Here is a 23,406-nt window from a genome sequence, read left to right as displayed (position 1 = left end):
ATTAAGCTCCATACTGTTTGATAAGTGAACATACAAAGTTTTTTGCTAGCTGTTCACAATGTGCAAATTGATCTTGATCAGACTTACTTAGTACCGCTCTTAACCATAAGCCATCGATCATTGCCGCACATAATTGCGCTGCAAGTTTGGCTTCATCATCACCCATCAATTGTTTAAATGAGCTGACTAAATTACTAAGAAGTCGTCGGCTATTTACGTTCTGTAAGCGATGCAACTGAACATCGTGCATCGATTGCGCCCAAAAGCTTAACCAAGTTTTAGTGGTATCGCTGCGCTGTTGTAATCTGGCAAAGTTAGCTTCTATTATCAGCATTAACCTTTGCTCAGGGGTCGTTGTTGGCGTTACTTGTTTGATCAGCTCGTGTTTTAGATTGGTTAATAAATAACGCACAGTGGCCTCTATCAAGCCCTGCTTACCACCAAAATAATGACTAATAATGCCCGACGATAATCCTGCTTTTTTACTGATACTATTAATGGTTGTTGCTTGTAAGCCAAATTCAGCAACCGAACTAATAGTAGCGTCAATTAGCTGCTGACGACGGACAGGTTCCATTCCAACTTTAGGCATATTTTTATTAATTGAACGTTCAATAAAAATAAAGGTTAAAGTAATGGAACTGATAATTCAAGGTTGACAAACTGTGAATAGGCTAAAATGAAGAGAGCTAAGTGACCCTAAGTAACTGTCCTAGCGTTGATAAATCGGCTTAGAAAAAAGTTGCGAAAAAAATCGAAAAACAGCTGCTTTTTAAGTAAATGCGAAAAAAATCAGCTATATTAGGTTGAAAATCATATCTGGTTAGTCTCAGGTATCACTTTTAAAATCACAGAATTATCTATCAAAAAAACAAACTACAGGAAACTCGATGTCTAATTTTAATGAATATAAAGTATTGCATGTTGTTGAGGGTGGCTGTGGCACATTGCTGCTAGGTTCGAGCGGGTTACCACTTAAAAGGCTAGAAGCAACACTTAATGATGAAGCACAAAATGGCTGGCAACTGGTATTTCAGGTTATCGAAAGCAAACGTTTTTTGCTATTTTGGTCACGCGAAGCTGTGATCTTAACGTTAGGCAGAAACCGTGCTTAAAGCAATGACGCTTAGTGCAATTCGCCGCTATCAAAAAAATGGCGGCGCTAAGGCACATTTTAATATTAGTTGTAATTTCAGTCCTTCCTGCTCAGAGTTTACTCATCAAGCAATTACTAAATATGGGCTAGTGAAAGGTCTGTTTATTGGCGTAAAAAGAATACGGCGTTGCAATAACCCCGACTGTGTAACCGTAAAATCCGATCCACTTCCTTGAGGCTTATTAATGCCATGACATCAGAACAACTAAATGCTCAAGAAGAGCAGCTTCGTTCAGAAGTAAATGCATTGTCCCCTGAACAGCGTAAACTATTTTACCAGCAAGAAAAGCGTCTCGTTAAAGACCCTGATACTTATGCGGTACTGAATTGGTTTTTTGCCGCAGGTTTACACCACTTTTACTTAGGTAAATTTCAACGTGGTGCGGTGAATTTAACGCTGATGCTAATTGGCATACTCACTATTTATAGCTTTGGCGTATTTTTAATCATCGTCGTTTTGTTAATTGAATTACCACAGCTTTTTAAGAGTCAACGCATCGTCCATCAATATAACAATCAAGTTATGGCTGATATTCTAAAACAACTAACCGACTCTTGATTACTTAAAGCAAATGCTAGATACTGTTTTTTTATACAGTTACGGTGTGTGTTATGAAAAAAGAATTACCCGAAAAATATTATTTAGCCCACTTTAAAGAGCTAATAACATTTATCGACACTCAATGCAGACACTTATTAGAGCAAAAACACGTCGATTTCATTAATAAAGTAAACCGACTTACTGAGCAAGGCCAGTGCATGCTGGCACGCATTTATTCTCGTAAACCTTTACTCGTAGCAATCACCACGCTTAATTATAATGAAATAGACAGCCCTGCACTGGCACTCGAAGAGCTAAAAACAGCACAGCTCATTAGTCATCCAAATTACACCGACTATCAACACGTACTCGCACATCTAACTAAACCCGTATTGCTAGCACTACTCGCGCCTTTCGATATCCAACCTAGTATTAAAAAAAGCGTCACTAAAGCACAACTGGTAGCACAGACTTGCGATTTTTTTGCTACTAAGCCGGAACATTTAACCTGCCTTTATAACCAGTTTGTTATTAATAACCGCTTTGCTGTGTATGAATACTTTGAATTTCTATACATAGGCCGCTTAAGCACTGGTGATATTAACCATCAAAATAGCTTTGTACTGCGTGATTTGGGCCTAAGAACCACACGAGAAAACCATACAGTAAGTTTAGCTCGCTTTGATACACGTGAAGAGGCGCAATCTAACTACGCGCTAAATCGTTATCGCATGGCATTTAAAAGCGCGCAAAGTGATGACGAATATCAAGCTTTAGCTATTGAGCTTATTAATCAACCGGCCGAAGGTACATTAGCAGTCAACCTTAAAAACAAGCTCCTTTTACGACTTCACCAACAACTAAAAAAATATAATATTGAGCTGTGTTTTACACTTTTAAATGCCTGTGAAAATAGCGCTGAAGCAACTGAATTACAAATACGCGAGCAATACCGCCAAGGTAATAAAGAGTGGGTAAAAATCCAGCTTGAAACCATCATCGAAGATCCGCTCACTGATGATTTACTGTATTTTGCTGATGACTTTTTAATGCGTAAATTTAACAAGCAAACTCGCTCTCGCTTAAGTGCAATGCTCGCCGATACGCAATGTGTTATTGAAATTGACGAAGTTTATCGAAACGATGTAGAGCAAGGTGTTACAGAACACTACACTCAACAAGGGTTAACTGTTTTTTATACCGAAAATACGCTTTGGCAGAGCCTTTTTGGTTTAGTTTTTTGGCGCGAGCTTTATATAGATACTCCCACCCCACCTTGCAATGAGTTTGATATGTTTCCACAATCATTGAGAACCGACTGCTTTTATCATACCCAACACCAACAAATTGAAGCACTACTAGCAAACTGGCAAACACCGGATGATTTACTAAAACACGTTTGTAAAAGTGCCGCCCGTTATTTTGAGCAAGCTAATGGGCTGTTTCGCTGGCATAGCGAGCTATTACAACCATTAGAAGTGCTGATTTTAAATAGCTCATTAGCAGCGCTAAAAAGTCACTTAAAGAATATGACCATGCGCTTTATGCAGCTTAAAGATGGTTACCCTGATTTGATGGTGCTAAATGGTAATAAACTCCATTTTGAAGAAGTAAAAGCCCCAGGTGATAAATTAAGACGTAATCAGCTAACAACGATTGATTGCCTCAAAAATAATGGATTCAATGTACACATTGCGGCCGTAAAATGGGTTAATGATCCCAATCGTATTTACAGCGTGGTCGACATTGAAACCACTGGTAGTTTAAAAGGCGGCAATCGGATCACCGAAATTGGCATAGTTAAAATGCAACACAGCAAAGTAATTGATACTTGGTCAACACTTATCAACCCGCAAATGCGCATTCCTAAGTTTATAGTGTCTTTAACCGGTATTAATGACGCAATGGTAGCAACTGCACCACGCTTTACTGAAATAGCTGAGACTTTACTTAATAAACTAAAAGGCACTATTTTTGTGGCTCACAATGTAAACTTTGATTACGGCTTTATTCGTAAAGAATGTGAAATGGCAGGTATCCACTTTAAAATGCCCAAATTATGTACTGTGGTTGAATCTCGCAAAGCGTTTCCTGGTTTAAAATCATACTCTTTAGGTAACCTCAGTGCGCATTTTGACTTAAACCTGACAAGCCATCACCGAGCACTCGCTGATGCCAGCGCAACCGCTGAGTTACTTTTGCTTATAAAAAAATTTAACTAACTTAATAACTTAAGCTTTTAGCGCAAATGACCCAAAGCCAGCTTTTGCTAAATAAAAGCAAGGTATTGATTGCAACCCTCCCATTACCTCGCTATAGAAGTCAACGCGTCTGTCTAATACTTACCGTTAGCATTAATAACCCAACTGCAATACCCAAAAAGTAATAAGGCATTCCTGCATCCCAACTCGCTTGACTGTTCACCCCTAAAAAGTCTAAATATAGTCCACCTTGCAGAGGTCCTATGTACCAAATGACTAGAAACACAACTTCAAACATTCGTTTTGACTGCGTAAATGTACCGCAAAAATAGGCCAACGAAACCATAAACGAAATAGCCACAAACAATTGCACCAGCAACAACCACTCAGCTATGACTACAAACCGCGCAATACTTCCTATACAGGCAAAGGCTAACAATCCCCAACCAGCACTGAAACTAGCCATACTTTGTAATAGCGGTGATTGCTTGCTATAAGCCATAATTTCAATAGTATTTGTTTGCCTCTCTAGCTGCCCTAACGGCGATATAACCAATACACACCACAACAATGACATAGGTAAAAAAAGACTCAGCAACAGGTTCTGATCAACAAAAACTTGGCACACATTCAAAATGACCAATCCGATGAGCCACAGATTTGTTTGCCCTTTAAGCATTAACTTAAACTCTAATCGTAATAAGCGTGTAACAGCGAATGACTTAGTTGCGCCAACAAATATTCTATCGAGTATTCCTGTGACTTTTTCAATTACGCTAACTATTCGCCATTGCTTTTTAATCTCGTTCATTGAGCCATTACTAAAACGATCAAAAAATAAAAATGCTAAGCTTAGAGCTATTGAGCTGACTATCAATAAAGGCAACATTCCTTGGAAGTGCACAGCACTTGGCTCAAACCCATGCCAAACAAATGTTTTTACAGATTCACTAGCTGTTATGCCAACATTGGTACCACCCTGCTCTGTTGGAAAACGCGCAGCAACCTCTATATCTAAACTTTCAAGCACTGCACCAATGCCTGATACTCCTTCAATACTTTGCGTTATCGAGCCAACCCACAAGAAAAAATATACCACATTACCTAACCCCCCTTTGAGCCACGTTATCGACTCAAATAAAATAGCGATTGATGCAATTGCTAATAACAAAGGTAAAACAAACACTAATTGCGGCCAAACGAGTGCCCACACATCAACCTGATAGCTTTCGCCATAATAAAGCTGTATCAATACACTACTGAGCAACATCGCCAATACAATTGAAAGTAAAATCAGTACATTTACCCCCCACTTAGCGAATAGAAAAGCCTGTTTGCTAATCGACGTTGCTGCAATAAGCTCACACGTTTTTGATTGCCTGTCTAACTCAAGTGCATTTTTAACCAAGTAAAAGCAAATAATTGGTAAGAACATAACATTTAGCATAGCTAAACATACACCAATCCACGCGCTGTTATAAATGCCGCGGTAGCCATTAATCACTAGTGTTTGGTACTGCGCATCAGGGGACGGAAAATACAATAACGTTAATACAGACATAGCCAACAAGGTCACCATATAACTTTGTTGTCGTGTGCGTTGTTTAAAGTCAGCGACCATACATTGCCAAATCTGTTTCATTAACCGATCCTCGCTGCGCTGCGAGGTGCTGGTTGCTCGCTAGTAAAATACAAGTAAGCATCTTCGAGTGATGCCGCCCGTACCGTGGCTTTAGAATCAGGGCAATGATCCGCAACAAGGTTTAATTCAAGCTTTCCTTCTTTTCGAATGCTGTGGCTAACAATATACTCATGCTGGATCTGTTTCAGATCCGATGGTTCAATCGTTAATGTCCAACATTTTTCAGCCACTTTTTGCTGTAATACATTCGCTGTTACTGATTGAATAAGTGTGCCACCGCGCATAATGGCAATGCGGTCCGCAATCGATTCAACATCTGACACAATATGCGTGGAGAATATAATGCAACGATCCGCCGCAAGCTCAGTCAATAACTGCCTAAAGTTGGCTCGTTCATGCGGATCAAGACCAACCGTCGGCTCGTCAATGATCAATAATTTAGGATCATTTAATAACGCCTGCGCAATTCCAATGCGTTGTTTCATGCCTCCAGAGTAACCTTTTAGCGGCTGATGTGCGGCGTGGGTTAAATTAAGCTTATTCAGCAAATCATCAATAACACTATTGGCATGTGCATTTTCAAGCCCTTTAAGCCCTGCCATATATTGCAAAAATTCAAACCCCGACAGTTGTTCATACACGCCAAAATATTGAGGTAAATAGCCCAGCTCTTTGCGTAACAATTGTGGTGATTTAACAATATCTTGGCCTTGCCATAAAATAACACCTTGTGTTGGCTTAATAATGGTAGCCAGAATTCTCATCAAACTAGATTTTCCAGCTCCATTAGGGCCTAACAAGGCTAAAATCCCAGGTTCAACTTGCAAAGATAATGTATTAATTGCGCATTTTGCATCTTTGCTTTTATTATATTGATGACGTAATGATTGAATATCTAATAGCATGAGTGTCTATTCCTAATTAAGTTACACTCATTCAGCAAATATTAAGCCATGTAAATAACAATTAATAATCAACAACTTAAGTTTTAAACTTTTTAAATAAACAATATTGAATAACAACTCTTACCAAATAATGGCGAAAAACATCAACGTGATAAGTTAACGTGTAGTCATTTTTCTCACCCGCTGATGCATTTAACTTATTCAGTCTAACCGCAGTAAAAACTAAAACAAACTTTGATACTGCTCTATTAGATAATCTGTGTAAGCAATATCGCCACGATAACGCGATAAATGCGTGGTATCACGGTACATTTGCGGGGTTATTTGCGGTATATTTTGATGGTTTTTCATTTTAGTACCAGTGGCTTGCTCTATTTGCGCTATTACTTCTGCTAAACGTTTTTCAGCCTCTGGTGTTGTTTTTATCCACTTACTGTTTTTTGGCAGCATGATCACTTCAACGTTCTCAGATACACGTTGAAAGTTTTTTACAATATTAATAAAATGCGTAACCAATAATGGTTGAAAATGAAGCTGCTCTATATCTGCACTGCGAATACGACTAAGGCGATCGTTTTTCATTTCGTTATCAGTTTGCGTAACGTGGTAATAGTCGTTAAATATAGCTAACGTTTCTGCTGTTCGCTCTTGTGGGATTGTACCGCCCCCTTGCCATTCATAGCTCCATTCTGCGCCCTTATAATTAGGATATTCTTCTACAAATTTTTCACCGAGTAAACGTCCTAAGCGGCGACGCTGCGCAATAGTTTCATCATCATCTTTAAACGTTTGATGCGATTTAGGTGGAAACATCTCTCGACCCAAAAAACTGGTGATCATTTCAGCTGAAATATTGCCGCGCAAATATTTTATATTGAATAATCGTACGCCACGAGTAAGATCATTTTTTGCAATTACCATTAACTCCTGATCATTAGCGAGTAAAGTTAAAAATGAGTCTAAAACTGGGGTCGCTCTGCTCCAGCGCGTTTGCGTGGTTTGAAAAGGATTAAACTCAATCATGGTTAGCTTTATTTTGCGATCTTCTTTGACAAATTCATCCGCAATACGTCGTGATAAAAAATCTTGAAAGTACGGGTTTAGCCCACCAAAGCCAAAGTTAAATGATTTAACTTGCTTACCCCGCTGCGCTAAATCAGCATCAAATTTTCGTGGCGAAAATCCGGCACGCGTCATTGATGAGCCAAAAAACATCACAACATCGTTTGGTTCTTTCACTATTTGTGGCAAAGCTGCACGTGACTCAGTAACCCTTGCTATTGCGCCTTGAGTATTTGCTCCCATCCCATGCAAAATAAGATGAATACCGACAAGTGCGAAAGCCATGCATAAGCCAATAACAAGAATCGACTTTCCATATAATTTTTGTGATGTCATTGCTACTCTACCTTGATGATTAGAATTGGAAATAGATAAACTCATTGCTTGGCTCCCCGATAAATAAACATACCCCTTGCCCTAACATCATTAACAGCCAAAATAACCAGGGTTTATTTTCCAGCTTGTCAGCGCCCTTTATTACGTAAAAATCCATAATATGTACAAGTAATACCCACACACTGGTCATTACAAAAATAGTCATTGCGTTGCTTCCAGCTGCTATTGTTGAATTAAATACATGTAAATTAGTAATAATATCTATGGCAGAAGTTAAGTCGTTGGCTGCAAAAAACACCCAACCTATAAGGACTAAATAAAACGTGATGGCCCACTTAATAAAAGTTACAAACAGTGCATTGGATTGATTAAAACGTGCAAATATTTTCAGCCCTGCTAAATAGTGCGTAGCAGTGATAATAGCGCCATGAAATGCGCCCCAAGCAACAAAAGTCCACGCTGCGCCATGCCATAAACCACCCAGTAACATAGTTAAAAACACATTACGGGTGCGGTTATTATTTCTGTTCCCGCCTAATGAAATATATAAATAATCTCGTAACCAAGTCGAGAGTGAAATATGCCAACGACGCCAAAAATCAACCGGAGAAAGTGCGAAGTAAGGCACTCTAAAATTAAGTGGAATACTAAAACCGAGTATCAGCGCAATACCAATTGCCATATCGGTATAACCCGAAAAGTCACCGTATATCTGCCCTGCAAATGCCAATACGCCAGTCCAAAGCTCCAGTGTGCTTATGGGGCCTTTTGCCTCAAAAGTATGTTGTGCAGGGATAGCCAATATATCTGCACCAGTTTTTTTAATCAGCCCCACAGTGATCAGCAAAAAACCATGTTTTACAGCAGTGTACTTAGGCAAGGCGATGGCGTGCATTTGTGGCAAAATATGACTTGCACGAAGAATTGGGCCTGCAACCAGTTGTGGGAAAAACGATAAAGCAGCAACAAATTCAACTAAGCCTTTACGTGGTTTCATATCGCCACGGTAAACATCAATGGTGTAACTTAAACTTTGAAAAGTATAAAAAGAAATACCAACAGGCAGTACCCACCCTAATGTCTCAATGGAGGCATTGTAACCAAGCGTAGATAACAGCTCAGACACAGAATTGAGTACAAAGTCAGCATATTTAAACACCGCTAATAACCCTAAATTAAGCACCACAGATAACGTAACCCATTGCTTTTTACGTTGCTGCGTTGATGCTTTATATATAGCTTGAGCAATAAAGTAATCGGCTACCCCACTGCCCACCAGCAAGGGAATAAAACTATAATTCCACGCGCCATAAAAAACTAAGCTGCCGACTAAAATCAAATACACTTTGGGTTTTTGTTTTAAAAAAACAAAACCGTAAAACAAAATAAAAATGGCAAAAAACCAAAAGAATATGGGGGTATTAAATATCATGTTGCCCCCTTATATTTTGTTCAATAATTGTTCTTTGGTAACGAGTAAACATACTGTTTTCCTTTATTCAGAGCGAGTTTGGTTGACCCACTAAAAGTAGGGGGAAAACCAATCAATAATTAATTGAAGTAATTTAAATAAATTTGACGCAGGCTGACTTGCATTCGCTCATCAGCCAAGTTAGATCAACGCATTCAGGGGGGCGAGTGAAGTAATATGTGATTCATTGGCGTGCTCCATTAGCTATTAGTAACGCTTTAATTGACTCTGTGCGAGCACGATTAAGGGGGGTACGTCGCTGGTAACCATCAGATGCTCCTGTAGTAACCGCTAAGTTTACATCAGCGCCCCGTGATATTAATAATTGGCTCATATCGTAAAAACCAAAATATGCAGCATTTATAAGGGCCGTTTCATCACGCGGTACAATTGCATTTATATCAGCGCCGTTATCAAGTAAAAGCGTAGCCAATTCAATGTTATTATTCATCGCAGCAACTATCAGCGGGTTACCATCACCACTTGATGACTGATTTACATCCGCGCCTAAGTCAATTAATGCCTGAGTCATTATTTTGTTATTTTTTTTCACGGCAATCATTAACGCAGTGCCATCACCAATCACTGGTACATTAATATCAACCCCATCATTTCGCAGCACACGTATCGCATCAATATCATTACGCGTGACCGCATTAATTAATAAAGTGCTCTCGAATTGTGGTAACAGTGAATAATGTCGGGCATCTGCTACGGTATGTTTAATACTAATTTTGGGTGAAAATGCCTGCGTTGCTTGAATCGTTGTAGCAGCGAGCACTGCACACACCAAAGCAATTACAGCGATACTTGGCTTTTTAAATTGCTTATTTTCTAACACTGCACCAATGCGATAATTTAGCTCTTTTTTCTTACTAAAAAGCCCCATTGCCAGCACACTCCTTTGCTGCATTACCATTAATTTTGCACAATCAATCAGTGATTGCGCATATTGTTGAGTATTTTTAATTTCATTTACTGCACGTAAGTCACAGGCTATTTCGCGTTCTACATGAATTTGCTTGTTAAGCATGCGTATCACCGGGCTCCACCAAAATAGAATCGCGATGACTTCTTGAAATAAACCAAACCAGTTATCTTTACGTTTAATATGCGCGTTTTCATGAAGCACTATCGCCAGTAATTGCTCATGCTTGAGTTGCTCGGTAAGGCTTTTTGGAAGAATAATTTTAGGTTGTTTAAACCCTACAACTAAAGGAGAGGATACTTTAGTTGAAGTATAAACCTGTGTATCAATATGGGCAGATAAATGTGGCGCTTTTTCAATTGTTGAGCTTATCAAATAGCGTGTTTGAATATATGATGACAATACTGTAAATACTCGCCAAACGCTGCCTGCAAGCCAGATTAATACGGCTATACTTAGCAAAAATGAAAAATTAAATACGATTTCACTAGGCAAGTGCCAGCTGTTATTCGGCTCATTAATAATACCCGTACTAGCTGTGTTCAACACATTAGGATCTTGTTGAGAAGCAATGGTTTGCGCTGTTGTATTGATCTCTGTATTTTCGTTTTCATTCCCGGTTGTGATCAAGGTAAAAGGGATGACTGTTGCGGTAATTAACGTCGTCATCCACAACCAGCTTTTCAACTCAGCCCCCGATGGAACACATTTATTAATCAACGTAAGTCCCAATAAAAGTATAAAACCAATAACAAGGTGATGAAATGCTAACGTTGTTAATAAGGTATATTCAATCATCATTGTCCTGACGTCCTTTTCTAGGTTTGTTAATCTTTACTTTGGTCAACTTTACGCTGTAATGCTTCTAAATCATCAAGATCAATGTCAGTCTCTTGCATTAAATGCTGTGCCAATACCTTAGGTGAGCCACCAAAAAACTTATTCAGCATCGAAGTTAATGCACTTTGCCGCGCTTCTTTTTGAGTAATCTTTGGTGTGTAAATAAACGCTTTTCCTTCTTTTCTAAAGTCGGCGTAGCCTTTTTCAGCAAGGATCTTACATAACGTTTGTACTGTGGTATAAGCGGTTTTTTTTTCCTTTGATAGTTCATCTGTTATATCGCGCACAGACGCCTCACCACTTTCCCAAAGCACTTCCATAATACTTTGCTCACCATCGGTAAGCTGATTTGATTTATTTCTAGCCATCGTATTTAACCTTTTTAAAGTTCTACTAATTAATTAGTTTTAAATACTATAGCGTGCCCAACTCAATCTATCAACTAATTAATTAGTTTTTAATAATTTAGTAATTAGTACTCGTAATCCAGGCTAAAAAGTTCTTTAAAATTTGTAAATAATGGCTACATGTTCTAAACCTTAAGAGTAGCCTTTAGAGGAAGCTCCTTATGCCGTCAACAAACACAATAGATAAACACTCCGAATTTGCGCGCTGTTTAGAGTGCAATAAGGTCAGCACTTTTGCAGCATTTCATTGGCTGGCACTGGCCTTTAAAGATATGGCCAGAGCCCCTATTTTAAGCTTGATTTATGGGATTGTTTTCACTCTGATCCCGCTGGCAATTGTCTATTTCGCGGTGTTCACTGACAGCTACTTAGTTGTTTTACCAGCCAGTGTCGCATTTGCTCTGATCGGCCCGGTATTTGCGGTAGGTCTCTATGATGTTGCTTGGGAGCTAGAAAAAGGCCACACACCAACACTTAGCCATTCTCTAAAATCAATGTTCAGAAATCCGGTCGGTGAATGGGGATTTGCAATTTTACTGATGGTAATAATGATTATATGGATGCGTCTGGCAGCGATAGTTCATGCACTTTACCCCAGTCATGCTAATCCTACATTTGAAGAACTCTCCGCTTTTTTAACTTTAGGTACCATTATCGGCGGAATTTTGCTTGTTACTGTATTTGCTATTTCAGCATTTACTCCACAAATTATGATGGAAAGACGGGTCGATATAATGACCGCGGTTATGTCATCAATGAATGCCGTTAAAACCAACTTTTCAGCGATGATTGTTTGGTCTGCATGTATTTTTATACTCGTAGCCCTTGGTTTTGTCACTGGTGCTACTGGTTTTATAGTTATTATGCCACTACTTAGCTATGCCAGCTGGCACGGCTATATTGCCGTAATTAAAACCAAAAAAGCCCGCAGCTATGAATAAACTAAAATGCATAAAGGCCAGTAAAACTGGCCTTTTTCTTGGAATGAATACCTAAGTGAGCTTTATTACAGCTACTTTTTGCCTGTCAGCATTGCGCTCATAACGCCATCACGTTTGATTAAACCATGATAAAGCGCGGCACTGATGTGCATAAAAATCATTGCTAAAAACAACCAAGCTACAATGCCATGCATTTCTCGGAAAAATGCAAAGTATTTAATATCAGCGCCAAGCAAATTAGGTAACTGAAATAACCCAAAAAACTGCACTACGCGCCCGTCCGCATTTTGCATTAACCAGCCAGATAGCGGCATCAGTATCATCGCGCAATAAAGCCCAAAGTGAGTGATATGAGCTGCAAACCGCTGCAACCTAGGTAACTCAGTGGGTAAAGTAGGTGTGCAGCTGTACACTTTATTTATTAATCTCAGCACAACTAAAATGAGCGCTAAAATACCGGTAGATTTATGTAAGGTGACAGCCTCAACCTGCCAAACGGCCAAGCTTTGTACCATTGATAACCCTAAAAATAGCATCGATATTAACATCAGCGCCATCACCCAATGTAATAACCGACTGCCTGCTGAGTAGCCCTTATTTGCTGACATTATTCACCTCCGTTTGTTGCGCTAACTTTAGCACCTAACAATGTTTCTTTTGCACGACGACGATAGGACTGCGCATACGCGGCACCACGCGCACGTAAAATCGGATCGGCTGTCGCACTCATACCCTGCGGTAACACCAACGGATCAAAGTTTGCGTCGCCACAGGCTGCGTTTTCTTGGTTGTGCCAAGAAACGATTGATAATGTGCCAGCATTTATCGTCTGTCTATCTGAGGGCCACGGTATGGTTGGATTATTCTCATCATCATTAGACGCCGCTAAGGTAAAAATTAAATCAAATTTAACAGCGTTTTGATCTAAACGTGATGCCAACTCTTGTTGAAGTGCGTTGGCCGATGACTTATCGAGCATCGCAGCATTATTTGTCGCTTTGTGCGGACGCGCAACCCAACGCACAGCTTGTTTATCACCTAGCTCATTATGTAAATAAAACGCATTGATACTGTGATAACGTTCAGCGGCAAAACTATTGGCAGGCACATAGTCAGCTTTCCAATCATTAAATGCTTTACTTTCTGGATGTGCTTTAAAGAACGCTGTTATTTTTTCTGGGTCTCGTTGTTTTGTTATAGGATCCGGTGATAATGCCTGCAATTGCTGAAAAAATGCCTCAGGTGTAGCAACTGCCATTACAGGAGGCGTATTCATAGCAACACGCCATTCATCGACTGTGCCACTGTTTACTGCAAATGCTAGACTGCGCACCGGTGCTTTTAAATCTGGCGCGGTTGGATTATTACCTGCAATTGAGAAACGCCCATAAAATGGCGTACTGCCCTTTTTAAACACCTCTGCGACCGAGTAAGAAGATAGTGCCCCTGTTGATTCAAAATTACCCGTTATACACATACCCTTAGCATGCGCACGACGAAAACCGGCATGTGGTGTGTCACCTTGCTGCAAATCAACAAATTTTTGTGCTGTTACTGCATCACGATTAAATGCGCCTGCAAAATAAAGTGTCGCCGTTGCAAAAACAGCCATCGACCCTAGTAATAAGCTACCTCGATAAAGTATCGCTGGCATACCCAACCTACTGCGTTTAACTTTAGTCATCCTACTCACGACCTCTTGAAATGATTATTGATTATTAGTGCCCACATGCAAAGACCGACGAAAGAGGAAAACTATTTCAACAAATTAAAAAACTTCGCTCTAAAGTTAACTATTACCTCTGTTAGGATTTATTTTTAGACTTAAGGTTGTGCATATTTAGGAGAGATATTGCAATATTCTATATTGGATGAAGTCAATATTTATATCTATGCGCAGGACAAGTGTTGCCCAGGACCATACAAGCAAGTTAGCCTTCAACATGGCTATCAGCAAACATTGAATTTAAAAAGCACCTTGATAACCCGCTTTGCATTAACTGTTTTAAATAACCTAGCAGGTCATCCTATTAAAATGACAATGCCACACTCATTTCATAACTTTGTGGCTCTTTCCTTACGTCATAGTAGCTATCTGGCGCATAGGTAGGGTTATAATGCTGTTTATCAAACATATTTTTTACACCAATAGTCCATTGCCACGCACTTTGCTTACTAGGGCGATAACTCAAGTGAGCATCCAAAGTCCAGTAGCTACCTTTATTATCTCGTTGTGCAATTTCTGGCACTTTTACACTGGTATGATAGCTTAGGCTTTGGTTACGCCGACTAAGGTAATTAATTCCCGCATAAAATGAAAATTGCTCATCCTCCATAAACAGCAGCCAATTTAATGTATCTTTTGCCAATGACGCTTGCTCTGAATTAACTCGGGTATAATTAAATGAAGTACTAATGCGGTTAAAGTGAGACCAATCTGCATAATATTGATTATTCCACTCAACTTCATATCCAGGAACGTGTAATTGCTCACTGCTATTTTCGTAAGGCTTACCATTTACAGACTGAATAAACTCACTCAAATAACTGCTAAACCCGCGCAGAGTAATATTATTATTAGCTGAAAAATGATAAACCCACTCACCTTCAAATGTCTCTATTTGTTCAGGATTTAGATTTGGATTTCCTGATATATTATTGTCACTGCGCACTTCATATTGCTGTAAAAAAGTAGGCGCTCGAAAAGCCGTTCCCCATATCAATTTACCAGACCACTGTTCATTACCTTGATAAGTCACAGCAATCCGCGGAGAAGTTTCTGAGCTGAACTCAGGGTAGTCATCAACCCGCACACCAACCGTCAATCCTAAGCGTTGCTCAAAAAATAGTGATTCTTGTTGAAAGTAAATAGCCCGATTATGGCTTGATGGTGTTAAGTCACCATCTCGAATCACCCTTGATTCATACTCATTAACTTCTACCGCGTTTTGTTTTTTTATCGTCTCATGATATTCACCGACTTGACGTTGTTGAAAGGTCAGCCCCACAATAGCATGGTGATTTGGATTAAACGCGTAACTCCACTGACTGCGCACACCATTTGATGTGGAATCCAAGTCTGAGTCAGAATAAAAATCAATATTGCCCTGCAGATCGGTAATCGTACGTTCAAAGTAGCGCTTCACCTTGTAGGTATACAATTGATTTTCTATCGATAATTTATCAAAGCTAAGTTTATTTTGGATGTGCGCACTGAGTGTTTGATAGCGTTGAGATTTATATTGATTTGACGAATAATGAGGATACTCTGTCGTGTAATCATCATAATTTATACCAAATTGCCACTGCTCATTGCGTAAAGACACTCCCAGACTTTTAGCATCAACATTATTATCATGCGTTGATGCAAAACCGTTGCGGTCATATTGTTGAGGATAGCCTTTGCTATCTAAGAGTCGCCCTGACAAAACAAATGTTCCGCCCGCAAACTCTTTCCCCGTATTGATAGTAGCTGATTTACGATCGTAACTGCCAACCCCTGCTGAGATGAGAGTTCGTTCAGGCGCTTTTGCTTTCGTAAAAATAGAAATCAAACCTGAATATGCATCACCACCATATAACGCAGATCCAGGTCCGCGGATAACTTCTATTCGCTCAATATTATTTATTTGTATCTGTTCATCAGGAGACCAGCCTCCAATTAAACCTTCCCGCTGAGGTACGCCATCAATAGTTAACATTACTTTGCTGTTTCGACCTGATGGAATGCCTCGGATCCACACCATGTCTCGGCCATTTCGCCGCGATAGTATTTGTACGCCAGGCAACATTTTCAATATATCTGATAGCGTTCGCGCGCCCATACTTGCAATTTGAGTGGCGTTAACTGAGCTAATAATATTCGGCGCTTGGCTTATCTTTTTTACGGTTTGTGAAGGGCTCACAACTTCAATGTTAAGTAAGCTCTCAAGCGGGATCTCAAATAGGTTAGTATCTTGCTCATTACTATATGAAAAACTTGGCAAAGCTGCCAAGCACATAACTAATGAATTAAGCGGCAAATAACGAGTCAAACGTTTAGGCTTCATATCATACTTAATAAAACTAATAACCATAAAAAGGCTAGCTTAATTACCACTATATTGCCACAAGACAACACCAAGTTTTTACTCTAGCTGATTAATTTTTTTGAAATTAATAGCAAAACAACTATAAAAATAAATGCGCAGGAAGGTACACTTCTTGGCGCAGCAACTCTCGTCCTTGTTTAAGTGCATTGTTATACGAAGGTTTATTATCAGCATGAATGTAACCAAAGAAAAATTCAAAACCTTGCATATGCTGTTGATAATATAAACGCTGCATTGGGGATGCAAAGCCCTGTCCTCTAAATTGCCCAGTAATAAAAATATCACTGATTAGTAAACCGTTAAACCCTAGCTCATCGCTCGACTCAGCCATTATCATACCCAGTGGCTTGCCTCTATAAAACGCCGCGCTGCACAATCCGGCTGCAATAGCTTCGCTGATATCGTCTTTTTCGCTAATTGGTACTATTGTTGCCATTTCAGGATGCTGCATTAAAAACTGAGTATAGTCACGCTCATACCAAGGCCAATCTTTATCAAGTTCAAACGGCTGCAATGCAATATCTGCACAGAGTAATTCATCAACAGTCAGTTTAGGATCTTGTGCTGCTAACAATGAATCAACAGCGCGGCTACCGGCCAAACTTAGCAGTTGTTTGGCTGGTATTGATCCTGGTGCTGGCCATACACAAATATATCTAGGCGTACACCAGCAAAATACCTTACTAATATAGCGGACCAGCTGTGCAAGTAATGGTTCTGATAACGGATGCTCACTAAACACTTCAAACATAGTCTCGTCATCATCATTACGACAAACACTGACTATAAATAAGCTACCATCATCAGCTTCTACAACTTGCGCGTATAGATCATCATCTGGCACGCTGTCACTAATTGCCCGCCTTTGACGAAGCTCGGCAAAATGCTCTGCATTACAATCTTCATTCAGCGCAAGTAAGTCTTCACACTCTTTAGCGATTGATTTTTCAGTATCTAAACCTATAATTTTATTTAAATTATAAGTTTTTAAAACTCCCTGACCTAAGCGACGTAAACATTTTTCATCAATTTTATATAATGGATAATGACGCATAACTTCCCTTTAATGACTGTTTTTAGTTAATATGGGGACAATAAAGACGTAAATCAACTAAATGATAATTAAGTGATTAATGAGCTCTTTGTAATACACAATAACGGTTGGTCTATGCATCTAGCAGCAACATATAAAATGCCTGAAAGATTATATTTATTATCTTGCTATCGGCCTTATTCACTCCTATAGTCTGCAAATTATCACTCCTTAATTTTGAATTACTTTGTCTATTAAATCCCGCGTTCCTGTCAGTCAGTTTGGTGAATTATTAGGTTATGCGCCTGGTAATGTTGCTGTTTATTCGTCTGATTACGATACAGCTGACGAAACAATTTATCCTAACCGTAGCGCCTATCGTAGTTACCTCGATGGTATTTACATGGGCTATAAATGGCAATGTGTTGAATTTGCGCGACGCTGGATGTATCTCAATCATGGCTATATTTTTGATGATGTTGCAATGGCTTACGATATTTTTGAGCTACGCTCAGTGCGTGACATAAACAATCAAACCAGGCTGCCTTTACAAGCATTTCGTAATGGTGCAAAACACCACCCAGTGGTAGGAAGTTTACTCATTTGGGAAGAAGGCGGTGAATTTGAAGAAACTGGCCATGTTGCGGTGGTGGTTGAAGTACATCAGGATAAAATTCGTCTTGCTGAACAAAACGTGGCCCATCAGCTATGGCCGCAAGATCAACTGTGGTGTCGCGAACTCAAAGCGAAAGTCACAAAAGAAGGTGACTACTGGATTGAGTGCTCTTACAGTGACGCCACTATTTTAGGCTGGATGACACAAACTGAGTACAGCGAATTTAGTGAACCTACGCCTGAAATAAACACTGATCTGTTTGCCATAAAAGCCCAATATGCAACTGATTATGGGCAAGCCACTAAGTCATGGCTTAACATTGCCAATGACGATGAAGCAGCCTACGTAGAAATGATGCAAGGGCATAAATTGACTTCAGTTAATGCTGATCAACATCATTATTTTACAATTTCAAAAACCGCTCAACAAACTATTGAACATGCTACCAATGAATTACATGGCTTGTTTATGCATGCAACAGACTATGTACTGCAGCATCCTGAGCTATTAAAAAAGTTTAATTTACCCGATGCGGTGCTCAATAAGATTCGCCAATCATGGGATAATCGCTTAAATCAACTGATCACCAGTCGATTTGATTTTGCATTAACTCCCGCAGGCTTGAAAGTCTATGAATACAACTGCGATTCAGCATCGTGCTATATGGAAAGTGGCAAAGTACAAGGTAAATGGGCCAAACACTTTGGTGTTAAAACGGGTATTGATGCCGGCCATGATTTATTTAAAGATTTAGTAAGGGCATGGCGAAAAAGTGAAGTAAACGGCCTTGTCCATATATTGCAAGATGATGAGCCAGAAGAACATTACCATGCATTGTTTATGAAAGAAGCTATTGAAGCCGCTGGTTTTGAGTGCAAAGTAATCATTGGTTTGACTGATTTACACTGGGACGCAGCGGGTAATATTGTTGACGCTGATGGCGAAAAACTCAGTTACGTTTGGAAAACATGGTCATGGGAAACCGCTCTTGATCAAATAAGACTAGAGTGTGAGGCTGATCAATCCCAAAGCGATGATTTTGAGCCGCACTGGCAATCTGGTAAAACCCCACGTTTGGTCGATGTATTACTTCGTAAAAATGTGATGGTTTTTGAGCCGCTGTGGACATTAATACCCAGTAATAAAGCAATTTTGCCAGTAATGTGGAGTTTATTTCCAAATCATCCGTTTTTACTCAATACTGCATTTGATTTAAATGATGAACTATTGCAAACAGGCTATGTCGTTAAACCGATTGTTGGTCGATGCGGTGCAAATATTCAACTCGTTGATGAACAACAACACGTAATAGAAAAAACAACGGGTCATTTTGCCTCTCAAGAGCAAATATACCAGCAGTTATTTGCCCTTCCTAAAGTAGCTGATTACTTTGTGCAAATATGTAGTTTTACCGCAGCAGGTAAATACGCTGGTGCTGGCGTACGCGTTGATAAAAGCATGATTATAAACGGCCACAGCGATTGTATGGCACTGCGTATCAGCGATGATAGTTACTTTTAATTAAACGTGCTTTAACCTCAATTTTGAGCGCATATCAAACCCAACAAGTCGCCTGTTTACTGCTACTTGTTGGGTAAATAAAGTGACATAAACCACCAAGCAAGGACTCAGCATAAAATTAAAAGTGGCATCGCACCGTTAGCGCTAGCATTTACGCCCGCTCATCTTTTGGTGAGTCCATCACTACATGCGAAGTGATCGTTCGTACCTGTGGGATTGATCCTAAAACATCAGCATGGAATGCTTTATAAGACTTAATATCAGCGGTTTCTACTCTAAGTAAATATTCAAATGCTCCTGTGACATTATGGCACTCTTTAACTTCATCAATAAACTCAAGTGCTTGTTCAAAAGCTCGTTGTGATTTCGTAGAGTGCTCATTTAAACCCACCCCCACATACGCGACAAAACCAAGTCCAAACGCTTGATTATTAATAACTGCTCGGTAGCCTTTGATCACACCTGCTTTTTCTAACTCTTGTACACGGCGCAAGCATGCTGATGGGGATAAACCAACCAAATCAGCAAGTTCAGCGTTGGCAATTCGACCACTGCGCTTTAATTCTTGCAATATCCTGTCGTTAATTCGATCTTTTTTCATATTAAGTTGCTAAAGTAAATTTATAATAGATTAATAAGCGCAAAAATTGCGAGCCATACAAAATATAATTGCACAATCATTATCAACTGAGCAACTATAAATGAATATTGAATTGGTATCAGCATTAGCATTATTTGCACTTGTATCTTCCATCACCCCAGGTCCTAACAACCTGATGTTAATGAACTCAGGCGCTAACTTTGGTTTTAAACGTTCATTGCCACATTTACTCGGCGTAACAATTGGCTTTGTGATCATGCTCGTATTGGTTGGTTTAGGTGTCATGCAATTGTTTGACTTTTTTCCATGGAGTTACCAGCTATTAAAAGTGCTTTGCATGGCTTATTTGCTTTATCTTGCTTATAAAATTGCCAGTAATAAAACTCCTATCGGTGCTAAAAATAGCGATACTAGACCTTTTTCTTTTGTACAAGCATCTTTATTTCAATGGGTTAACCCGAAAGCCTGGACTATGGCATTAAGTGCAGTAAGTGTTTATGCCCCATCCAAAGGAATTGGCGCAGTGGTACTTGTAGGCCTTATTTTCGGTATAGTTAATTTACCCTGTGTCTGCTCATGGACGTTAGTCGGACAAAGGCTACAAGTATGGCTAAAAGATCGCAAGCGCCTACGAGCATTCAATATTTTTATGGCTGTATTGTTAGTCGCCTCGGTACTTTTTAGTATGCTGTGAGTAATAAAACAAATAAACGCCTTAACAATGGCAACTTGGTTAAGTTGCCATTGTTAACCTCAATTTCGGATAACAAATCAATTTCCAGCAGCTAACTTATAAACCCCTCGCGAACTAAAACTTTGATCTACTGCAACATGACTATGCTTGCCTCGTGCAATTATGGAGAGACTTGCAAACAGTACTGACACTTATCTATATTCATGAAAAGGGATGGCTAATGACGAATAAAGTAATAGCGAAGTTTAATATTTCTGCAACCGCAGCAAGTAATTTCCAACATGAAGCTGACGCAACGGCTAATTTTTGGAGCAATAAACCACTTAATACCTTGCCCCCTCATGATTTTATTGCTCCTTATGCACGTCATAAAACGCTGCCTACACCCGGTATAGAAAAACGTAATGCTTGGATCATTGGTGGAGGTATTGGTGGCCTAGCAGCGGCATTTTATCTTATTCGTGATGGCCATATGAGCGCTGAAAATATTACCATTTTGGAAGAAATGGATATTGAAGGCGGTTCAATGGATGGCGCGGGTAACCCTGATGACGGCTATATTATTCGTGGTGGCCGTGAAATGAACTGGAATTACGACACCTTGTGGGATCTGTTTCAAGACGTTCCCGCTGTTGAACTGCCCGAAGGCTATTCTGTGCTTGATGAGTACCGTTTAATTAATGATAACGACGCTAATTACTCACAAGCCCGTTTAATAAATAAATGCGGTGAGATACTCGATGCAAGTGACTTTGGCCTGAATAAAGCCCAGCAATGGGAGCTGATCCGTTTAATGCTCAAGCGCAAAGAAGAGCTTGACGATCTCAGCATTGAAGACTATTTCAGCAAAGGTTTTTTACAAAGCAATTTTTGGTTTTTATTTCGTACTATGTTTGCCTTTAAAAATTGTCATAGCTTGTTAGAAACTAAACTGTATTTGCATCGCTTTCTTGATTCTATTGATGGCTTTGCCGACATGTCTGTTTTACTTTTTCCTAAATATAATCAATACGATACCTTTATTAAACCGCTTGCTAATTTATTACGAGACAAAGGCGTAAATTTTCAATTTGCAAGCCGTGTAAACGATCTAGATATAACATTTACTGGTAATAAAAAAACCGTAACGGGGATCCATGCCACTGTAAAAGGTGAAGCACAGCATATTAACGTTGCTTCAGACGATTTAGTTTATGCAATAACGGGTTCAATGACAGAGCATACAGCTTATGGCGACATGCAAAATGTACCCGAACTGAACTGTGAAAAACATGATCCCGGCGAAAATAGCGGGTGGAATTTATGGAAAAACCTCGCGAAGAAATCAGCTGTTTTTGGTAAACCCGAAAAATTTTATGGCGATATTGATAAGTCTATGTGGGAGTCAGCCACACTGACTTGCAAGCCATCCCCACTTATAGATAAGCTAAAGACATTATCAGTAAACGATCCTTACTCTGGTCGCACGGTAACTGGCGGCATTATTACTTTTACAGACTCTAACTGGCTATTGAGTGTAACGTGTAACCGCCAACCTCATTTTCCAGATCAACCCGATGATACGTTAGTACTTTGGGTCTATGGTTTATTAATGGACAAACAAGGTAATCGTATCGTTAAAACAATGCCACAATGTAGCGGTGAAGAAATAATTACGGAGCTTTGCTACCATTTGGGCATTGAACAGCAGCTTGATGAAATCATTGCCAATACCAAGATACGTACAGCGCTAATGCCTTATATCACAGCTCAATTTATGACTCGTGCAGCTGGTGACAGACCCACCTCAGTTCCTGAAGGTTGTACAAACTTAGGTTTGATTGGTCAATTTGTTGAAACCCACAACGATATTATATTCACGATGGAAGCCTCTATTCGTACAGCACGTATTGGGGTATATAAGTTACTTAATATCCCTAAACAAGTGCCCGACATTAGCCCAACCCAATATGATATTCGTAACCTAATTAAAGGAGCTAGAGCGCTCAACAGCGGCAAGCCCTTTATTGGCGAGCGGTTATTACACCGCCTGCTTGATAAAACCTACTTTACTCATATTTTACCGCCATTACCAGAGCCAAGTAGTAAAGAACAAACCCATTTTGAAGCAGAAATGCATGAGCTACTGGGCAAAGGCAACTCGGCGATACATAAATTTTCAAACTGGGTTGGTACACTAAGGGATAATTTTTCGCATAAAGATAAATAATCTGAGCTTCGGAGAGTAAATATATCTCCAGTGGCTATAAATCTAAACCAGCTGATGACCAAGCTAAAAACTATTCCTATACAAAAAACCAAAGCCTTGATCTTGATAAAGTGCAATAAGAAAAAATAAGGCTAGAATGATTAATAATATGAGCTCTGGATAATCCATCTATCTCCAGTAGCTATTTTAGTAAACCTTTTAACCAAAGTTC

20 protein-coding genes are annotated in these 23,406 nt (G+C 39.5%); 8 read left to right on the top strand and 12 right to left on the bottom strand.

The genetic code is table 11. The features are described from left to right. Position 1: 1 nt before the first annotated feature. Positions 2-592, bottom strand: a complete 591-nt coding sequence (gene betI, locus H5183_RS05550) for a transcriptional regulator BetI (RefSeq protein ID WP_145240806.1) — start codon at positions 590-592, stop codon at positions 2-4. Between the two features lie 298 nt (positions 593-890). On the opposite strand from betI, the gene H5183_RS05545 reads away from it, so the two are divergent. The 4 genes from H5183_RS05545 to H5183_RS05530 are packed head-to-tail and all read left to right on the top strand — an operon-like array spanning position 891 to position 3,919. Beyond that, positions 891-1,115: a DUF4177 domain-containing protein gene (locus H5183_RS05545; protein WP_145240804.1), complete on the top strand. Its 225-nt coding sequence runs from the start codon at positions 891-893 to the stop codon at positions 1,113-1,115. A 4-nt stretch (positions 1,116-1,119) separates the two neighbouring features. Continuing rightward, a complete protein-coding gene (yidD, locus tag H5183_RS05540; protein WP_220491300.1) occupies positions 1,120-1,332 on the top strand; it encodes a membrane protein insertion efficiency factor YidD in 213 nt (70 codons plus the stop codon). 14 nt (positions 1,333-1,346) lie between these two features. Continuing rightward, the gene (locus H5183_RS05535; protein ID WP_145240800.1) at positions 1,347-1,715 is read left to right on the top strand and encodes a TM2 domain-containing protein; all 369 of its coding nucleotides are present in this window, start codon (positions 1,347-1,349) and stop codon (positions 1,713-1,715) included. A 53-nt stretch (positions 1,716-1,768) separates the two neighbouring features. Next, positions 1,769-3,919: an exonuclease domain-containing protein gene (locus H5183_RS05530; protein WP_182731141.1), complete on the top strand. Its 2,151-nt coding sequence runs from the start codon at positions 1,769-1,771 to the stop codon at positions 3,917-3,919. 100 nt (positions 3,920-4,019) lie between these two features. Here the strand turns inward: H5183_RS05530 and H5183_RS05525 are convergent, their stop codons facing one another. The 6 genes from H5183_RS05525 to H5183_RS05500 all read right to left on the bottom strand — a co-directional run bounded on the left by H5183_RS05525 (position 4,020) and on the right by H5183_RS05500 (position 11,450). Continuing rightward, positions 4,020-5,540: a hypothetical protein gene (locus tag H5183_RS05525; RefSeq protein WP_149981755.1), complete on the bottom strand. Its 1,521-nt coding sequence runs from the start codon at positions 5,538-5,540 to the stop codon at positions 4,020-4,022. Then, positions 5,540-6,445, bottom strand: a complete 906-nt coding sequence (locus tag H5183_RS05520) for an ABC transporter ATP-binding protein (protein WP_182731140.1) — start codon at positions 6,443-6,445, stop codon at positions 5,540-5,542. Before H5183_RS05520 ends, H5183_RS05525 begins: the two co-directional genes overlap by 1 nt. A 222-nt stretch (positions 6,446-6,667) precedes the next feature. Then, positions 6,668-7,843 (bottom strand): hypothetical protein, encoded by a 1,176-nt coding sequence (locus H5183_RS05515; RefSeq protein ID WP_259397110.1) that lies wholly within the window; start codon positions 7,841-7,843, stop codon positions 6,668-6,670. 19 nt (positions 7,844-7,862) lie between these two features. Next, complete coding sequence (locus tag H5183_RS05510; RefSeq protein ID WP_182731138.1) at positions 7,863-9,275, bottom strand: MBOAT family protein; 1,413 nt, start codon at positions 9,273-9,275, stop codon at positions 7,863-7,865. Between the two features lie 223 nt (positions 9,276-9,498). Continuing rightward, positions 9,499-11,043 carry a M56 family metallopeptidase gene (locus tag H5183_RS05505; protein ID WP_182731137.1) on the bottom strand — a complete coding sequence of 515 codons (1,545 nt, stop codon included), beginning with the start codon at positions 11,041-11,043 and terminating at the stop codon, positions 9,499-9,501. Positions 11,044-11,069: 26 nt separating this feature from the next. Then, complete coding sequence (locus tag H5183_RS05500; RefSeq protein WP_145240786.1) at positions 11,070-11,450, bottom strand: BlaI/MecI/CopY family transcriptional regulator; 381 nt, start codon at positions 11,448-11,450, stop codon at positions 11,070-11,072. Between the two features lie 200 nt (positions 11,451-11,650). On the opposite strand from H5183_RS05500, the gene H5183_RS05495 reads away from it, so the two are divergent. Continuing rightward, positions 11,651-12,430: a DUF2189 domain-containing protein gene (locus H5183_RS05495; protein WP_145240784.1), complete on the top strand. Its 780-nt coding sequence runs from the start codon at positions 11,651-11,653 to the stop codon at positions 12,428-12,430. A gap of 71 nt (positions 12,431-12,501) precedes the next feature. Here the strand turns inward: H5183_RS05495 and H5183_RS05490 are convergent, their stop codons facing one another. From H5183_RS05490 to H5183_RS05475, 4 genes are all read right to left on the bottom strand, one after another. Then, on the bottom strand, positions 12,502-13,038 hold the full coding sequence (locus H5183_RS05490; protein WP_182731136.1) for a cytochrome b: 537 nt from the start codon (positions 13,036-13,038) through the stop codon (positions 12,502-12,504). After that, on the bottom strand, positions 13,038-14,084 hold the full coding sequence (locus H5183_RS05485) for a catalase family peroxidase (protein ID WP_182731135.1): 1,047 nt from the start codon (positions 14,082-14,084) through the stop codon (positions 13,038-13,040). The genes H5183_RS05490 and H5183_RS05485 overlap by 1 nt, the downstream gene beginning before the upstream one ends. A gap of 376 nt (positions 14,085-14,460) precedes the next feature. Next, positions 14,461-16,479 (bottom strand): TonB-dependent siderophore receptor, encoded by a 2,019-nt coding sequence (locus H5183_RS05480; protein ID WP_182731134.1) that lies wholly within the window; start codon positions 16,477-16,479, stop codon positions 14,461-14,463. Between the two features lie 121 nt (positions 16,480-16,600). After that, positions 16,601-17,575, bottom strand: coding sequence for a hypothetical protein (locus H5183_RS05475; RefSeq protein ID WP_182731133.1), 975 nt, complete (start codon positions 17,573-17,575; stop codon positions 16,601-16,603). Positions 17,576-17,807: 232 nt separating this feature from the next. Between H5183_RS05475 and gss the strand changes: the two genes are divergently transcribed. Beyond that, positions 17,808-19,691, top strand: a complete 1,884-nt coding sequence (gene gss, locus H5183_RS05470) for a bifunctional glutathionylspermidine amidase/synthase (protein WP_182731187.1) — start codon at positions 17,808-17,810, stop codon at positions 19,689-19,691. Between the two features lie 151 nt (positions 19,692-19,842). Here the strand turns inward: gss and H5183_RS05465 are convergent, their stop codons facing one another. Next, on the bottom strand, positions 19,843-20,292 hold the full coding sequence (locus H5183_RS05465; protein WP_149981764.1) for an Lrp/AsnC family transcriptional regulator: 450 nt from the start codon (positions 20,290-20,292) through the stop codon (positions 19,843-19,845). A gap of 100 nt (positions 20,293-20,392) precedes the next feature. Here H5183_RS05465 and H5183_RS05460 point away from each other — a divergent pair, with 100 nt between their 5' ends. After that, positions 20,393-20,986 (top strand): LysE family translocator, encoded by a 594-nt coding sequence (locus tag H5183_RS05460; RefSeq protein WP_182731132.1) that lies wholly within the window; start codon positions 20,393-20,395, stop codon positions 20,984-20,986. A 220-nt stretch (positions 20,987-21,206) separates the two neighbouring features. Then, complete coding sequence (locus H5183_RS05455) at positions 21,207-23,195, top strand: oleate hydratase (protein WP_182731131.1); 1,989 nt, start codon at positions 21,207-21,209, stop codon at positions 23,193-23,195. Positions 23,196-23,406 lie beyond the last annotated feature (211 nt).

It is taken from the genome of Pseudoalteromonas sp. SR44-8 (genome assembly GCF_014163635.1).
GTDB lineage: Bacteria > Pseudomonadota > Gammaproteobacteria > Enterobacterales > Alteromonadaceae > Pseudoalteromonas > Pseudoalteromonas rhizosphaerae.
This window is presented reverse-complemented; position numbering and strand designations above follow the sequence as displayed.

Bases quoted from the DNA above. Each gene is read 5' to 3' on its own strand.
- betI (WP_145240806.1), bottom strand. From the start codon at position 592: ATGCCTAAAGTTGGAATGGAACCTGTCCGTCGTCAGCAGCTAATTGAC.
- H5183_RS05545 (WP_145240804.1), top strand. From the start codon at position 891: ATGTCTAATTTTAATGAATATAAAGTATTGCATGTTGTTGAGGGTGGC.
- yidD (WP_220491300.1), top strand. From the start codon at position 1,120: ATGACGCTTAGTGCAATTCGCCGCTATCAAAAAAATGGCGGCGCTAAG.
- H5183_RS05535 (WP_145240800.1), top strand. From the start codon at position 1,347: ATGACATCAGAACAACTAAATGCTCAAGAAGAGCAGCTTCGTTCAGAA.
- H5183_RS05530 (WP_182731141.1), top strand. From the start codon at position 1,769: ATGAAAAAAGAATTACCCGAAAAATATTATTTAGCCCACTTTAAAGAG.
- H5183_RS05525 (WP_149981755.1), bottom strand. From the start codon at position 5,540: ATGAAACAGATTTGGCAATGTATGGTCGCTGACTTTAAACAACGCACA.
- H5183_RS05520 (WP_182731140.1), bottom strand. From the start codon at position 6,445: ATGCTATTAGATATTCAATCATTACGTCATCAATATAATAAAAGCAAA.
- H5183_RS05515 (WP_259397110.1), bottom strand. From the start codon at position 7,843: ATGACATCACAAAAATTATATGGAAAGTCGATTCTTGTTATTGGCTTA.
- H5183_RS05510 (WP_182731138.1), bottom strand. From the start codon at position 9,275: ATGATATTTAATACCCCCATATTCTTTTGGTTTTTTGCCATTTTTATT.
- H5183_RS05505 (WP_182731137.1), bottom strand. From the start codon at position 11,043: ATGATGATTGAATATACCTTATTAACAACGTTAGCATTTCATCACCTT.
- H5183_RS05500 (WP_145240786.1), bottom strand. From the start codon at position 11,450: ATGGCTAGAAATAAATCAAATCAGCTTACCGATGGTGAGCAAAGTATT.
- H5183_RS05495 (WP_145240784.1), top strand. From the start codon at position 11,651: ATGCCGTCAACAAACACAATAGATAAACACTCCGAATTTGCGCGCTGT.
- H5183_RS05490 (WP_182731136.1), bottom strand. From the start codon at position 13,038: ATGTCAGCAAATAAGGGCTACTCAGCAGGCAGTCGGTTATTACATTGG.
- H5183_RS05485 (WP_182731135.1), bottom strand. From the start codon at position 14,084: ATGCCAGCGATACTTTATCGAGGTAGCTTATTACTAGGGTCGATGGCT.
- H5183_RS05480 (WP_182731134.1), bottom strand. From the start codon at position 16,479: ATGAAGCCTAAACGTTTGACTCGTTATTTGCCGCTTAATTCATTAGTT.
- H5183_RS05475 (WP_182731133.1), bottom strand. From the start codon at position 17,575: ATGCGTCATTATCCATTATATAAAATTGATGAAAAATGTTTACGTCGC.
- H5183_RS05465 (WP_149981764.1), bottom strand. From the start codon at position 20,292: ATGAAAAAAGATCGAATTAACGACAGGATATTGCAAGAATTAAAGCGC.
- H5183_RS05460 (WP_182731132.1), top strand. From the start codon at position 20,393: ATGAATATTGAATTGGTATCAGCATTAGCATTATTTGCACTTGTATCT.
- H5183_RS05455 (WP_182731131.1), top strand. From the start codon at position 21,207: ATGACGAATAAAGTAATAGCGAAGTTTAATATTTCTGCAACCGCAGCA.